The organism is Ureibacillus sp. FSL K6-3587 (genome assembly GCF_038593165.1).
In the GTDB taxonomy this organism is placed as follows: domain Bacteria; phylum Bacillota; class Bacilli; order Bacillales_A; family Planococcaceae; genus Ureibacillus; species Ureibacillus suwonensis.
This window is the reverse complement of the sequence record NZ_CP151969.1, coordinates 1,533,447-1,548,571: the sequence shown is the minus strand read 5'-3', so window position 1 is coordinate 1,548,571 and position 15,125 is coordinate 1,533,447. Positions and strand designations below refer to the sequence as shown.

Annotated in this window: 13 protein-coding genes; 6 read left to right on the top strand and 7 right to left on the bottom strand. The window is 37.7% G+C overall.

What is annotated here, in order from left to right:
- Window positions 1–1,074 (bottom strand): D-alanine--D-alanine ligase, encoded by a 1,074-nt coding sequence (locus tag NSS77_RS07615; protein ID WP_342471059.1) that lies wholly within the window; start codon window positions 1,072–1,074, stop codon window positions 1–3.
- A 105-nt stretch (window positions 1,075–1,179) separates the two neighbouring features.
- The gene (locus tag NSS77_RS07610; RefSeq protein ID WP_342471058.1) at window positions 1,180–1,929 is read right to left on the bottom strand and encodes a hypothetical protein; all 750 of its coding nucleotides are present in this window, start codon (window positions 1,927–1,929) and stop codon (window positions 1,180–1,182) included.
- A 206-nt stretch (window positions 1,930–2,135) separates the two neighbouring features.
- Here NSS77_RS07610 and NSS77_RS07605 point away from each other — a divergent pair, with 206 nt between their 5' ends.
- On the top strand, window positions 2,136–3,329 hold the full coding sequence (locus NSS77_RS07605; RefSeq protein ID WP_342471057.1) for an FtsW/RodA/SpoVE family cell cycle protein: 1,194 nt from the start codon (window positions 2,136–2,138) through the stop codon (window positions 3,327–3,329).
- A gap of 44 nt (window positions 3,330–3,373) precedes the next feature.
- On the opposite strand, the gene NSS77_RS07600 is transcribed toward NSS77_RS07605, so the two are convergent.
- Window positions 3,374–3,505 (bottom strand): Lmo0850 family protein, encoded by a 132-nt coding sequence (locus tag NSS77_RS07600; protein ID WP_342471056.1) that lies wholly within the window; start codon window positions 3,503–3,505, stop codon window positions 3,374–3,376.
- Window positions 3,506–3,747: 242 nt separating this feature from the next.
- On the opposite strand from NSS77_RS07600, the gene NSS77_RS07595 reads away from it, so the two are divergent.
- The 3 genes from NSS77_RS07595 (at window position 3,748) to cls (ending at window position 7,450) form a co-directional block, all read left to right on the top strand.
- Window positions 3,748–4,917: an MFS transporter gene (locus tag NSS77_RS07595; RefSeq protein WP_342471221.1), complete on the top strand. Its 1,170-nt coding sequence runs from the start codon at window positions 3,748–3,750 to the stop codon at window positions 4,915–4,917.
- Between the two features lie 171 nt (window positions 4,918–5,088).
- Window positions 5,089–5,880: a YwqG family protein gene (locus tag NSS77_RS07590; protein ID WP_342471055.1), complete on the top strand. Its 792-nt coding sequence runs from the start codon at window positions 5,089–5,091 to the stop codon at window positions 5,878–5,880.
- A gap of 115 nt (window positions 5,881–5,995) precedes the next feature.
- On the top strand, window positions 5,996–7,450 hold the full coding sequence (gene cls, locus NSS77_RS07585; RefSeq protein WP_342471054.1) for a cardiolipin synthase: 1,455 nt from the start codon (window positions 5,996–5,998) through the stop codon (window positions 7,448–7,450).
- 57 nt (window positions 7,451–7,507) lie between these two features.
- Here cls and NSS77_RS07580 read toward each other — a convergent pair whose 3' ends face one another.
- The 3 genes from NSS77_RS07580 to NSS77_RS07570 all read right to left on the bottom strand — a co-directional run bounded on the left by NSS77_RS07580 (window position 7,508) and on the right by NSS77_RS07570 (window position 10,153).
- Entirely contained in the window at window positions 7,508–8,392 is an 885-nt protein-coding gene (locus tag NSS77_RS07580) for a D-alanyl-D-alanine carboxypeptidase family protein (protein ID WP_342471052.1), read from the bottom strand.
- A gap of 111 nt (window positions 8,393–8,503) precedes the next feature.
- Complete coding sequence (gene yidC / locus NSS77_RS07575; protein WP_342471051.1) at window positions 8,504–9,262, bottom strand: membrane protein insertase YidC; 759 nt, start codon at window positions 9,260–9,262, stop codon at window positions 8,504–8,506.
- A 90-nt stretch (window positions 9,263–9,352) separates the two neighbouring features.
- Window positions 9,353–10,153 carry an AraC family transcriptional regulator gene (locus tag NSS77_RS07570; protein ID WP_342471050.1) on the bottom strand — a complete coding sequence of 267 codons (801 nt, stop codon included), beginning with the start codon at window positions 10,151–10,153 and terminating at the stop codon, window positions 9,353–9,355.
- Window positions 10,154–10,635: 482 nt separating this feature from the next.
- Here NSS77_RS07570 and NSS77_RS07565 point away from each other — a divergent pair, with 482 nt between their 5' ends.
- Window positions 10,636–11,286, top strand: a complete 651-nt coding sequence (locus tag NSS77_RS07565; RefSeq protein ID WP_342471049.1) for a LytTR family DNA-binding domain-containing protein — start codon at window positions 10,636–10,638, stop codon at window positions 11,284–11,286.
- A 326-nt stretch (window positions 11,287–11,612) separates the two neighbouring features.
- On the top strand, window positions 11,613–13,133 hold the full coding sequence (locus NSS77_RS07560; protein ID WP_342471048.1) for an acetyl-CoA hydrolase/transferase family protein: 1,521 nt from the start codon (window positions 11,613–11,615) through the stop codon (window positions 13,131–13,133).
- On the opposite strand, the gene NSS77_RS07555 is transcribed toward NSS77_RS07560, so the two are convergent.
- The gene (locus tag NSS77_RS07555) at window positions 13,126–14,913 is read right to left on the bottom strand and encodes an IS1182 family transposase (RefSeq protein WP_342471047.1); all 1,788 of its coding nucleotides are present in this window, start codon (window positions 14,911–14,913) and stop codon (window positions 13,126–13,128) included. The genes NSS77_RS07560 and NSS77_RS07555 overlap by 8 nt on opposite strands.
- Window positions 14,914–15,125 lie beyond the last annotated feature (212 nt).

Sequence of the window (15,125 nt, the reverse complement as noted above, 5' to 3'; positions counted from 1 at the left end):
CTATTCTCTGTTAAATTGAAGTTGTTGTTTTTCTTTGTGTCGTTCAATCGCAAGTTCAATGAGCTGATCAATCAATTCCGGATAATTTAATCCGGTGTTCTGCCATAAAAGCGGATACATGCTAAACGGCGTAAAACCTGGCATTGTATTCACTTCATTGATCAATACTTCATCTCCGCGCACAAAGAAATCGGCTCTCACCAAGCCGGCGCAATCCAAGATTTTAAATGCACGGATGGCCATATCTTTCATTTTCGCTTCCACTTCCGGAGAAACTTCGGCAGGAATGATCAATTGGGTGGATCCGTCCTTATATTTTGATTCGTAATCATAAAACTCCGTCGTCGGTTTGATTTCGCCTGGAACAGACACTTTCGGTTCATTGTTGCCAAGCACAGCCATCTCGATTTCCCGCGCTTCGATCCCCTGTTCAACAACAACTTTCCGGTCATATTTAAAAGCGATGTGGATGGCCTTTTCCAATTCCTCTCTATTGGATGCTTTGTTGATGCCGACGCTGGAACCTAAATTGGCCGGTTTGACGAACATCGGATAAGTCAATTCATTCTCGCATTTTGAAAGCAACGCTTCTTTATTTTGATCCCATTCGTAGCGGATAAAATACACGAATGGCACTTGGTTCAATCCTGCTACGCTGAACAATTGCTTCATGATCACTTTATCCATGCCGGCAGCGGAAGATAATACACCATTTCCAACATAAGGCAGATTCAACAGCTCAAGAAGCCCTTGAACAGTGCCGTCTTCTCCATATGTGCCGTGGAGCAAAGGAAAAACCACATCAAATTTGGCTTGTTTGTCATTTTCATCTAAAATGAACTCGAGAATATAATTCGGATTGCTTTCTTCCTTCGTAAATTTCAATTCTTCAACAGATTCCGCCGGTTTTGTCAGTTGGGGACCTCTGCACCATTCACCGTCAAGGGTGATATAAATCGGAATTACTTCATATTTGTCAAAATCAATGGCTTTCGTTACCGCAGTGGCAGTAATCAATGATACTTCATGCTCTGCGGATTTCCCCCCATATAATAATCCGATCCGTTTTTTCATTGTTCGACCTCCAAGTTTTAAGTAATACTAGTTTATCATGAAAAGAATGTCTTCATGAATACAAAAGAAAAACTCCCTGTCATCTGCACCCTTGGACAGGGAAGTTTACGTCAGTTTAATCAGTTCGTCATAGTCCTGTTTCAGAATGATTTTCAAATCGTTCCATACTTCATCAGGGTAATCATAGTCGGAGAGTGTGCGAATTTCAACACCAAAATGATTTTCCGGTTTTTCCATCTTGTAGATCGAAATAATTGCGCCCTCTTTGAAATAACTGCGATATGCTTTTAATGAAGCGGCATCCATTTTTGGGATTCTCTCTTTCGATCTTCTTCGCCAGAACCCTCCATTACCACCGTTTTCCTTTATAATATTATTGATGAGGGTTGAGATCAGCATTTCAAAATCTTCCAAATAACGGAAGTAAATTTTCGTTGTTTTATCATCCGCAGATGAACAATACACATAACGATTTTGCAATTTCACAAAAAATGGTGTAGTGACAGGTTCTTTTTTATGCCCTAAATATAATAATTCTGCCTGCTCCATGGGAGTGAGCTGATTGATTTGCTTTTCGTCCGAAAAATCCACCCAGCATAAGTCACGATTTGAATCTTCCATCTTTTTCACAAAGTTTTTTATTTCGTCATTCGGAATATAATCCAGCTGGGTATGCATATTAAATAAACCATCTTCGTAATTGTGCTTTAAAAGCAAAATATTTTTTATGGAATCAACAGATCCAATAAACTGTTTCAAAGTCAAACCGCTAAAAATAACAAACCGATCGACATCATTCATATGTATAAACAAATGATAAAAGTAGTCGTCAACCGTCTTATGTTTTTTTGCCATCCAATCACTCTCCATTACCACAACCGTTAAGTTTATTATATGATGTAATTATGTTTTTTTGAAACAATTTCATATTGGATTCGTCTTTAACTAATGTTTAAATCTGTAATGGGCATTTTTTTGGGATAATGCATAATAAAATATGATACAGTATATTGATAGATGAACATTGTAAAATGCAATATTATAGAACATAGGTGGACAAAATGGAAAATAACAGAAACTTTGCAGAAAGATTCGATTGGAAACTTGCTGCTATACTCATTACATTTTTAATTATCAGTTTGTTGGCCATATCCTCAGCCCAAACGACGGGGCAATATGGCGAAACAAATTTCGTCATAAAACAATTGCAATGGTACGTCATCGGCGCCTTCATCATTGCTTTTGTCATGTACTTCGAGCCGGAACAATACAAAAAAATGTCTTGGTATTTATATGGCTTCGGAATTTTTCTATTAGTTTTGCTCATTTTTATGCCGGAAGGCCCAGGACAAATCGGTGAACCAAAAAACGGAGCCAAAAGCTGGTACCACCTTCCAATTGGAAGCATTCAACCTTCCGAATTCATGAAGACTTTTTATATACTGGCAGCCGCAAGACTGATCAGTGCTCACCACGAAAAATACACAATCAAAACCATTAAAACCGATTTATTATTATTAGGAAAAATCGCTCTCACTTTATTCGTTCCGCTTGCATTTATCATGCAACAGCCCGACTTGGGATCTTCATTGGTGTTTATTGCCATTACCGCCGCGTTAATTGTTGCAGCAGGTATTTCTTGGAAAATTATTCTTCCGATTTTTATAGGCGGCGCCGCTATAGGAAGTACCGTAATTTGGATGGCTTTATATATGCAGGATTTCCTTGCAGACCACTTGGGTGTGAAGCCATACCATTTTGGACGGATTTATTCATGGCTTGATCCATATTCCTATGCGGATGAAGCGGGTTATCACTTGATCACTTCCCTTAACGCCATCGGATCAGGGGAAATCTTCGGCAAAGGGTATATGAACCGGGAAGTTTATGTTGCCGAAAACCACACCGATTTCATTTTTTCAGTCATTGGTGAAGAATGGGGATTTATCGGCGCAAGTTTTGTTATCTGCCTTTACTTCCTGTTGATTTACCATTTAACCAAAATCACCCTTACCTTAAAAGATCCATTCTGTACATATGTTTGTGCCGGAATTATCGCAATGATCACTTTCCATGTATTCGAAAACATCGGAATGACGATCCAATTACTTCCAATCACGGGTATTCCTTTGCCTTTCATCAGTTACGGAGGAAGTTCACTCATGGGAAACGCCCTGGCGATCGGACTTGTCTTCAGCATGAAGTACCATTACAGAAAATACATGTTCTCGGCAAAAGATGAGGATGATTTATAAAAAAATTCCCGCTATGCGGGAATTTTTATTTTTGTTCATCCGAATTAACATTGGGTAGTTGTTTTTGGTGGTGCCAATACTTTCAACAATTCCAACCGTGATTTCGTTACTGTTACCGTTACACCTGTTTTTGATAATTTCAAAGCGATTTTCCTCAAATCCACGTCCTTCGCCATACCTACCACCTATCCCTTAAAAATATATATTATAAATAACGTTCAAATAGTGGAAAAGTTTCGCGCACTACATCTTCAAGTTATTGTAACATGATAATCTTCCTTTATATTTTTCAAATATATTACAAGTTTATGAAAAAGGGGATTTTTTACAGTATACCATTTACTTGTTTTCAAAAAAAGGTAAAGTTACAATGTACATGTTCATACTAATTAAAAAATAAAAAAATAAAGGCAGGAAGATTATGAAAAATATATCCTTATTGTTATCCATACAATTTCTCGTCTATTTGGGCTTTGGAATCATCATTCCTGTTTTGCCGGAAGTGGTTGTGGAAAATCAATGGAATGATGTTCATGTAGGCGGATTATTGACGGTTTATGCATTAGCCAGCTTCTTCACGGCCCCTTTCTGGGGAAACATTTCGGATAAAATCGGAAGAAAGCCATTGATACTGGTAGGTTTGGTCGGTTTTAGTTTAAGTTTTCTTATTTTCAGCCTATTTATCGATCATTTATTCATTTTATACCTTTCCCGTTTTATTGGCGGTTTGTTCTCTGGTGCGCTCTATACTTCCGTTACTGGATATATCAGCGATGTTTCCACAAACGAAAACCGAAACAAATACATGGGACTTATGGGAATGACGATCGGTCTTGGATTCATCTTCGGACCGGCTGTAGGCGGTGTGCTCGGTGAAATTCAACTGCACTTGCCGTTTACAATTTCTGCCGCATTGATTGCCGTTCTCTTTATTATTGCACTGATTTTGTTGAAAGAGCCGGAAAGAAAAGGGGAGGCAACGAAACGGGAACTGCTTCCAAAAGGGGCATCTACACTTTTTAAATATCGTGTCCGTTATTTATTCTTCTTTTCATTTTTCGTTACATTCATCTTAGCCGGTGTAGAAGCCACATTCCAGCTTTTCCAAATTGATCGCATCGATATCACACCGTCGCAATTAGGATCTTTATTTATGTTTAGCGGATTCGTCGATGCATTCGTTCAAGGAGGCATCATTCGTCGAATCAAAGATGGTACTGAAACAAAATGGTTATTTGCAGCTCAGATCATTTCTGCCATCGGACTGGTATTAATCACCATGACATCCGGTTTGGTAATGGCGGGTGTTGCTCTCTGTGTCTTCACAGCAGGAAATGCATTAGCCAGAACTTGTGTCGTTTCTTTAACGACGAAAGAATCCGGCGGAAAGTATGGTCTCGCTTCCGGACTTTCCTACTCCATGGATAACTTGGGAAGAATTATCGGCCCGCTGTTTTTTACCGGATTATTTAATTTCGGAACAAATCTGACTTATTATGTTGCAACAGTGATAGCCCTGATTGTAATCGGTTTAATTTTCTTCTTCAAACAGTCAAAGAAATCTCTTCGTGCAGAGTATGAAGGTTGATTGGATAAACTCCATTCAGAAACAACTTATCTTAAAAAAATTTGTAAAACTGATCTGTGCCTAGATTCTCCAGGCGCTTTTTTATCAATAATTTTAAAAAACATGTTAAATGGTGCATATATTTTTTATAAACGGTTATAAGAATATAAAAATTATGTTGGAGGATCAAACTTGGACTTTTTACATTCATTCCCTCTGCCATCCCAATTTGAAGGAATCCGAACAAGACTTGAAGCATCATCGTTGAAAACGATTAATATCTATCCTAAAATACAACAAACCGGTCTTACGGACAGCAAATTTTCCGGGATTCCGTACTTGCCAAAAACAATGCACTATCCTAAAGACATTGATGGAAATCATTTGATTTTCCTTGCCCAAATAAATTTTGAACAAGTTCATTCATTTCATCCTTTTCCTTCAAAAGGGATTTTACAATTTTTCATCTCCCCTTCTTTTGTTACATATCAGAAGGGTGAAGAAATTTTTCAGCAATATTTTAAAGTGCGGTATTTTCCAACCATTTTGCCCGAAAAGGAACTGGCCACCGATTTTTCGTTCTTGCCAAAAACCACATACTCCCCGTTTAAACACCCGATGGCGCTTCGATTTATCAATTCGATCGAACCTGTCTCCGCCATGGATTATCGGCTGAAAAAATATATCGGCCTCGGTGATCTTACGAAGCGTCTTCATGACGGACGCACTCTTGAAGAACACTACTTTGAACATTTTTTGGGAGCGGAACATAAAATCGGCGGTTATCCATACTTTATTCACTACGATACCAGAAGTCATTCAACCCTTCTAAAGCGGTATGATACGCTGCTTTTACAAATCGTTTCGGATGATGAACAAAACATCATGTGGGGAGACTCGGGAATCATCAAGTTTTTTATCAATAGCAAAAAGCTCGCCCAAGGTGACTTTACTGATATTTATTTGCAAACTGAACAATACTGATGATTGGGCAACCAACTGAAAAGAAGGTTGCCTTTTTATATACCAATAATTTCTATTTGAATGGTAATTAAGTTATAATGATATATAATAATGCGGGGGAGTAGGTGGGTATGGAATGAGTGTCATCATTAATTCAATTCCTTTCATTCCAATTTTATTTGTTTTAAATATTATTCTCGCCATCACCATTATCTTTTTGGAGAGAAGAGATGCATCTTCCACTTGGGCATGGATTCTTGTGCTATTTTTCCTGCCGTTACTTGGATTTATTTTATATTTAATGCTTGGCAGACAGTTGCGGAAAAAGCATTTGTTCCGCTGGGATGGCAAAAAGGATATTGGCATCGACAATTTAATTAAGTATCAAATTGATGCGCTTGAAAGTGATACTTTTCATTTTAATGAGGACTATGTGAAAAATTATAAAAACCTCATTCAAATGAACCTGATTACTGGAGATGCAGTCCTGACCCAAGACAATAAGATCCGGATCTTTGATGATGGGGTCGAAAAATTCCAATCTTTGATCAATGATATCTCCAATGCCAAAGATCATATTCACATACAATATTACATTTTTAAGCTCGATAATTTAGGGCAAAGAATTTATGATGTGCTGAAAAAGAAAGCAAAACAAGGGGTTAAGGTCCGAATCCTGTACGATGAAATGGGGTCAAGGGGAATCAAAAAAAGACAATTTAAAGAGCTGATTGAATTGGGCGGAGAAGTTGAAGTCTTTTTCCCTTCCATTTTCCCCCTACTGAATCCGCGGCTGAATTTCAGAAACCACCGGAAAATCGTGGTGATTGATGGCCGTATCGGATACATTGGCGGATTCAATGTCGGTGATGAATATATCGGTTTGAACAGCAAATTCGGTTATTGGAGAGATACCCATCTGCGCATTGAAGGCAGTTCGGTTCATCCTCTTCAAACGCGGTTTATATTGGATTGGAACCAGGCGAGCGAACATAAAATCGAATATGCGGAACGCTATTTTCCGGCCATCCCGAAAAAAGGGGATGTGGCAATGCAAATCATCTCCAGCGGCCCGGATACGGATTGGCCTGCCATTAAAAATGCTTATTTGAAGTTATTGATGGAAGCGAAACGGTATATTTATATACAAACCCCCTATTTTATTCCGGATAACAGTTTCTTGAATGCCATAGAAGTCGCCAGCCTTTCCGGGATTGATGTGCGCATCATGATTCCAAACAAACCTGACCATATGTTCGTTTATTGGGCCACGTATTCCTACATCGGTGAATTGTTGAAGGCAGGGGCGAAAGTCTATATTTATGACAAAGGTTTCATTCATGCGAAAATGATCGTCATCGATGACGAAGCCGCTTCAGTCGGCACTGCCAACATTGATGTCCGCAGTTTCAGATTGAACTTTGAAGTTAATGCATTTATCTATGATTGTCAAATTTCCCATGAATTGGCCGAAATCTTTGAAAAGGATATTTTGGATTCCCGGGAATTGACTTTGGAGCATTATGATAACCGTTCGTATGGCATTAAATTCAAAGAATCCATTTCAAGGCTGCTCTCCCCGATCCTATAAAAAAGAATTCGTTTCTCCAAAAGGGACTTTTCCCCTTGGAAAAACGAATTCTTTTTATTAATTAATCCCCAAATATTCTTCTAATGTCAGTCCGGAATCTTTTACTTTCGTGGCAAGCTCCACTCCTAAATAACGGAAATGCCATGCTTCATACATATAGCCTGTAATATGTTCTTTCCCCTTCGGATATCTTAATATGAATCCGTATTTATGAGCATTTTCAGCAAGCCATTTGCCGGCAGGCGACTCTCCAAATGCTTCTTCCAACCATAAATCTTCCCGCCCTTTTTCTCCAATATCAAAGGCGAGCCCTGTCTGGTGTTCGGAATATCCTGGACGCGCGCTGTAGCGGTCCGCCTTTTCTTTTCCATCCCTCGCTACATAATTGTTATAAAGCGTCGCTTGATATTCATAAGAACGATAGGTGCTGAATGCCACTAACTCAAATCCTTGTTTTTTTGCATCTTGCGCCATTTTTTCAAAGGCTGCCCGGGCTTCTTTGTTTTCCCCTGGAGCAAAATCCTTTGGAAGCGGATATTTTTTATTGGCGATCAGCACGCCTTGAATATACGTCGGCTTAGTTGGAAGTTGTTGACCTTCAATATATCCGTTGTTCCCTTTTGTTCCCTGCTCTTTTTGCTGTTGTTCAGTTTTAGGTTGTTGTTGTTCCGGCTGTTTGACTTGCGGTTGTTCCTGCGGTTCTTCTTTTGAAGGAGTGGCTTCTTCCTGCAATTCGCCGGATTTGTCCTTTTCTTCCTGAGGTTCTTCTTTATCTGCCTCATTTTCTTTTTCTTCAGGACTTACGGCAACATTTTCTTCCTCATCCTTCAATGACTCATTTGCATCGCGGTTCATATTGACGGCCAATATAATCGCCACGATGGCAACCACCGCCACAAGCAATGAACCGATCAGTATATAATTCTTTTTGTTATTTTTCATATCATCACCTGATTCCGTCCTATCTGAAAAATTTGCTCTTTTATTTTATCACTAATTTCATAGTTTTACTGCAAAAAAATGAGCCGAGCCGTAAAGACTCGACCTTTGTGCTTATTTTGCTTGTTCAACAGGATGTTCGGAATAATATTTTCTTCCCAAGTAAGTTTGGAATATAAGCAATAAACCGCTGACAGACCAATATAAAGGTAAAGCAGCCATTGATGAAAGCGAGAAAACGACAATCATGATCGGCGAAATATAAACCATCATCTTCATTTGCTGCTTTTGGGCTTCCGGAACTGTCCATAATGAGACTTTTGCCTGAACGAAATAAACAAGTCCCGCAATGGCTGTAATAATGAGATCAGGGTTTCCTAAATTGAACCATAAAAATTTATGGGACAGCACTTCATCGGAATAGCGGATGGCAAAATATAATCCCATGATGATCGGTGTTTGAATCAAAATAGGCAAGCAACCTAAATTCAATGGATTGATATTGTGTTCGCGGTATAAGGCCATCATTTCCTGTTGCACTTTCATTTGTTCTTCTTTTGTTTTCGCCTTTTTCAATCTTTCCTGGATCTCATCCATTTTCGGTTTGATGATATCCATTTTGGATTTCATGATGGATTGTTGACGATAATTGCGCAACATAAAAGGCATCAAAATGAGGCGGACAAAAATTGTAATCGCAATGATGGCCAATCCGTAACTGCCGCCGAACCATTCGCCCAACGTATTCAATAACCAATCCATCGGCTTGACAAATGTGTGGTAAAAGAATCCTTCTTGATTTTCAACTGCTTGGCACCCCGACAAAACAAACAGCGCAATGCCGAAAAGTAAAAATAACATTATTTTCTTCATTTTTCCACCTACTAATTATTTTTCACTAAATTGAAGTATACGGAATAAACATTATAATTTCAAATAGCAGGTGTAAAAATGAACAGCATCTTATTTTTCTTTTTCGACATTCGCTGTTTCCGGAAATTCGAATCGATAAAATTCATGATGCAATTCATCTCTGAAGTGTTTTGGCGTAACTCCCGTATACTTCTTAAAAATTCGAGTAAAATAGCTTTGATTGCAAAAATGAAATTGTTCAGAAATTGAAGTGATGCTTTTATTCGTATGTCTCAAATAATATTGCGACTCTTCAACTCTTCTCACATTTAAATATTCCACCAACGTGATCCCGACATGTTCTCGGAAAATGCGGGAAAGATGGCTTGTACTAATGTGGAATTTTTGTGCGATACTTTCTACCGTCAAGTCATTTTCCAATTCATCATTTATGTACATGATGACTTTGTTGACTGTTTGATGGCGGAATGTAGGCTGTTTCCGGTCGGCGATAAAACTTACATAGAAGTCGATCAACTCATCTGCAAATTGTAAAAATTCCGCATCCTTCATTTTATTTTGAATCATGTCAATGCAAGCAACATTAAAGGCAAAAGCTTTTTTCGAAGGCACTTGGTTCTCCATAAGCTTTCTAGCAACTATGGACGAAAGGGTCATAAAATAATTTCTTACTTCTTTAATGACTTGTTTTCCAAAACGAATCGATAAAATATCAATAATTTCATGCAATGACTTTTTTGCTTTTTCCGCCTCTAAATGAAATATTTCAAACAACAGTTTTGATTCAATATTAAAAAAGTCTTCAATCCCATTATATTGATTAATACTATCAATTTCCTGAAAATATCGTTTCGAAATTGTTTCAGAAATTGAATGTTGCTGTAACTGCATCATTAACCCCATCTTTCTTCAGAATGAAATTTGCATCATATGTCCATAATCACTATACTGGTATATTCAGCGTAAATCTGATAAAAATAAAAAAATTTTAACATGCGAAAGGTGCCTTTTTGAGTATAAAATGCTAAAATTTTATCTATTATCGCAAAAAAATTCAAAAATTTAAATAATTATTTATAACTAAAGTGAATATTACCATAATTTTCGTTTTTTTTTCAACACTATTTAGCAAATTAAATTACTGAAAAATATTATATATTGTTTACACTATGTAAAATATCATAAATGCATAAAAAAATACTAAAAAAATATTGCTAAAATGTTTTAAAATAAACTATGCTATTGTTCAAGAAAAAATAAATTTCATTACAAAATGTTCTCACAATTATACATTCTTCTCTATTTCATTTCTAAAAATATGTAGTAAAATAAAAATATTAAAACATTAATGTGGACAAACGAGGTGTTTAAAAGTGGATCCAAAAGAAATAGAAGAAATTATGGATGTGATTAAAGAATTCTTCCCGGAAAATACATCCATCGCTATTTCAGATACTAAAGAATATATATATTATCAGCCAAGTAAACTTGTAGACTTGAAAATTAAACCTGGTGATCCGATCAAAGAAGGTTCTGCTGCCTATAAAGCGATACAGTACGGAAAAAAAATCAACACTTACATCGAATCGGATGTTTTTGGAGTCCCTTACTACGGAATGAGCATCCCTTTAATCACTGAAGGAGAAATTAAAGGGGCAGTCACTGCTATTTTCCCTCAAAAGCCATCACCATTTTTGACAAACTACATCACAATTAAAATCGATGACTGCTGGTACCCAATCAAACATAATGAAGTTGTTTATTTGGAAACCCAACTTCGAAAAACTTTCGTCAAAACAATGGATAAAGAAGGATTCCATCGTTTAAATCTCAGCGATCTTGAGTTATTCCTGTCCAGCGACCATTTCATTCGTTGCCATCGCTCTTACATTGTGAATATTGATTTTATCGATGAAATTCAACCTGATTCCCATTCGACATTCCTTTTAGTGATGAGAGATGGAACAAGAATTCCTGTAAGCCAAAGATATGCAAGCTACTTCCGTCGTTCATTGGGATTCTGATTTGGTATCAAATATATATGGCTTCTCTTTCTATTTCTATGGTAAAAAAATCACCATTTTTCCGAAACGGAAAATGGTGATTTTTTTGTCCATTCAATTTGTTATTAAGTTTACCGAATCTTGGTTTTCCAAAATAATATATTTGTCGAAAGATCTCGTATTTTCTCGTTAATACTTTTATTAAGCATTTTCATGCAACACATGAAGATTGTGTGACAAAGACGTGCTATTATTAATTTACTCTTGAGCGCAGTTTAATTGCTCGCCCAATATACTGAAAATTCTTACAAAGTTTTCTCTGTATAACAAATAAAGGGGAGGATACTATGGATTCAATCATTGAAAAAAGAATTGGTGTACCAAAACTAAGAGATCGTATTGTTTCTGCTGAAGAGGCAGCTGCCCTTATTCCTGATGGCGCAGTTGTGGGCTTGAGCGGTTTTACACGTGCTGGGGATGCGAAAGTTGTTCCGATGGCTCTTGTTGAACGGGCGAAAAAAGAGAAATTCAAAATTGACGTCTATACAGGTGCTTCCCTTGGACCTGAAGTAGACCATTATTTAGCTGAGGCGGGCGTTATTCGCAAACGTGGGCCATACCAAGGTGAAAAAGCGATGCGCAACCTTATCAATAAAGGGGACATTTTATATGTAGATGCCCACCTTTCCCACAATGCCGAATTGGTTCGCCAAGGAATCATCGGCCCTATTAAATATGCAATTATCGAAGTTTGTGCGATTACTGAAGACGGGTTATTGATTCCGACAACTTCTGTAGGTAACTCACCGATTTTCGCTCAATACGCTGAAAATATTATTCTTGAATTAAATATTTCACATTCTGAAACATTAATCGGTATTCATGATATTTATGTACCAGGTCCACAAGGTAAACGTGAACCGATTCCTATTACAAATGCAAATCAACGCATCGGTGAAAAAGGTATCCGCGTTGACCTTGACAAAATTAAAGCGATTGTCATTTCCGAAGAGCCAGATGCTCCATCATTAATCGTAGCGCCAGATGAAGAAACACAAAGAATGGCAGATCTATTGCTTGACTTCTTCCGTTCTGAAATCAAAGCTGGACGCTTAACAAACGAATTAATGCCAATCCAATCAGGTGTAGGTTCAGTAGCAAACGCTGTATTGGACGGCTTCAAAGAATCTGAATTCGAAAATCTGCAAGTATACTCTGAATGTCTGCAAGACGCAGTATTTAATTTGATTGACGCTGGAAAAGTAAACTTTGCATCAGCAACATCCATTACTTTATCTGCTGAAGCACAACAAAAAGTATATGGCAACATTGAAAAATATGCGGATAAAATTTGCTTACGTCCACAAGAAATTTCCAACCACCCAGAAGTTGTCCGCCGACTCGGATTAATTTCAATCAATGCTGCTCTTGAAGTGGATATTTATGGTAACGTAAACTCTACACACGTAGCAGGTACAAAAATGATGAACGGTATCGGCGGTTCCGGCGACTTCGCCCGAAATGCCCGCCTAACAGTATTCGTTACAAAATCTTATGCAAAAGGCGGCGCTATTTCATCCATCGTTCCTATGGTTTCACACGTTGACCATACAGAACATGATGTTGATGTAATCGTGACTGAACAAGGTATTGCCGATTTACGCGGTCTTGCTCCAAAAGAACGTGTGCCATTGATCATTGAAAACTGTGCACATCCAGACTTCAAAGATCAATTATGGGATTACTACAACCGCGCTGTTGAAGCAACAGGCAATTCCCAAACACCTCATATCCTTGAGGAAGCATTAAGCTGGCACATCAATCTTTTGAAAAACAATACAATGAAAAAAAATGTAGAAGTTAAATAATCACTGCACACCTTAACAGGGGCTTGTCTAAAAAGTCCATAAAAACAGAGCGAATGGAGAAAACAATGAGTTTTTCCATTCGCTCTGTTTCCTTATTTTTGAAATTGGTTTGGGAATTTGCGGCCCATTTCAGTATGTTGTGGGCCATTGCCACAATCCCGAATTCTGTTCGGACTTTATGAAGCCCCCGTAACAGAAATCGAGTGAAACGCAAATTGCCCTTGATGTTCCCGAACACACTTTCGACATCCACTTTACGCTTCGCATAAAGAGCTGCCTTTTGTTCGTCACCAAGAGCTGCTTTGGCTTTCGCTTTCATTTCTTCATAAATCGTGTTCCAATATACTCGACGATTTCCTTTGGCTTTCGTACACCCATTCTTCAACGGGCAATCCGTACAATCTTCACACTCGTACACTTTCAAATCTTGTATGTATCCAGATGCATTTTTTCTTTTTTGATAATACTTGAATACGACTTTCCGATTGTTCGGACAGATAAAGCAATCGTCTTCTTCGATGTATTTCCAGTTTTGTACTTTTGATAAATCCTTTTTAAACTTTTTACTTTGTTCCTTCAAATAGGTTTGGTATGGGGCTAATAATTCAAAACGAGGTTCTTTTTCTTCGCCAATCGCATATAAATAGTTTTCTTCACTCGCATATCCTGCATCGGCAATGACATACTTGAGTTTCTTTTCCTTCGGTATCGATTCCAATAACTTTTCCATAAATGGTTGGAAACAGCGAGTATCTCCTGGATTTTGATAAATTTCAAATCCCACGATAAATTGATGTTGTGTGGCGAGTTGAACATTATAACCCGCCTTGAGTTGGCCGTTTTTCATATGGTCCTCTTTCATTCGCATAAAAGTGGCCTCATGGTCGGTTTTCGAGTAGCTATTTCGTTCACCTAGAATCTGTTTTTGTACTTTGTATTTTCGTAATCGTGGAAGATAATCCGTTTGAATCGTTTTCAGTTGTTTGGTGAGTTGGGATTTTTTAGAGCGAAGTTCTTTTTTTCTTTCTTTGTCTTCTTCCTGTTTATAATCTTTTTCCAAAGCTTCTATTCTCTCAGAAAGTTGTGCCGATGATTTTTCTAATTCTTCTTCTAATTGTTCTTCTTTTAATTCCTCCAAGGCGATTTGGTGCGCTTCTTGTAGAAACGATTGAATTTTGGCTCGTAGTTTCTGATCATATTTTTCTACGGATTTTCGCCATACAAACGTATATTTGTTGGCATTCGCTTCTATTTTCGTACCATCCACAAAAATATGGTCGAGGTCGATAAATCCTTGTTCTACTAGTTGAAGGACAAATTGTTCAAATACAGAATCCATCATGTTTGACATACGAACACTACGAAAATCATTTATTGTGCGATGGTCAGGGGTTTGCAATCCCGCCAACCACATCATCGGAAGATTTTCTTTCACCATTTGCGCTATTTTCCGACTTGAATAAACGTTTTGAGTGTACGCATATAAAATCACTTTCAATAACATTTTAGGGTGATAGGGTGCACGACCCCCACCAACATAATGAGTATACAACACTTCATCCGGAATCGATTCCACCATTTCATCCACTAAACGGGCGACATGATTTTCAGGAATATACATTTCGATATCTAAAATGCTCATGACTTGACGATTGCAATAAGGTTGGAAAACTAGCTTTTTGCGTTTCTTGTTCTTTTGAACCTCTATTTTTTGAATACCCTCTAGAGTCATTTCTAATTGCGTGTTATAATTTTCTTGAATAGTCATTTGATTATTCATAAAAAATCGTCCTTTCTTTAGAATGTTTTTTTGGTCAATTTCATTCTATAAAAAAGGACGATTTTTTTGTACCCTAAAAACAGAAAAAAGGGCTGAGCCGAAGGTCGATTCAATCGACTTTTCGGACAGCCCCTATTTTTTTGCTGGACCGCATGTTTCATCAAGTATCTCCACTTATGCGCTATGTATCGGAATTGCGTTGATGAGGAATT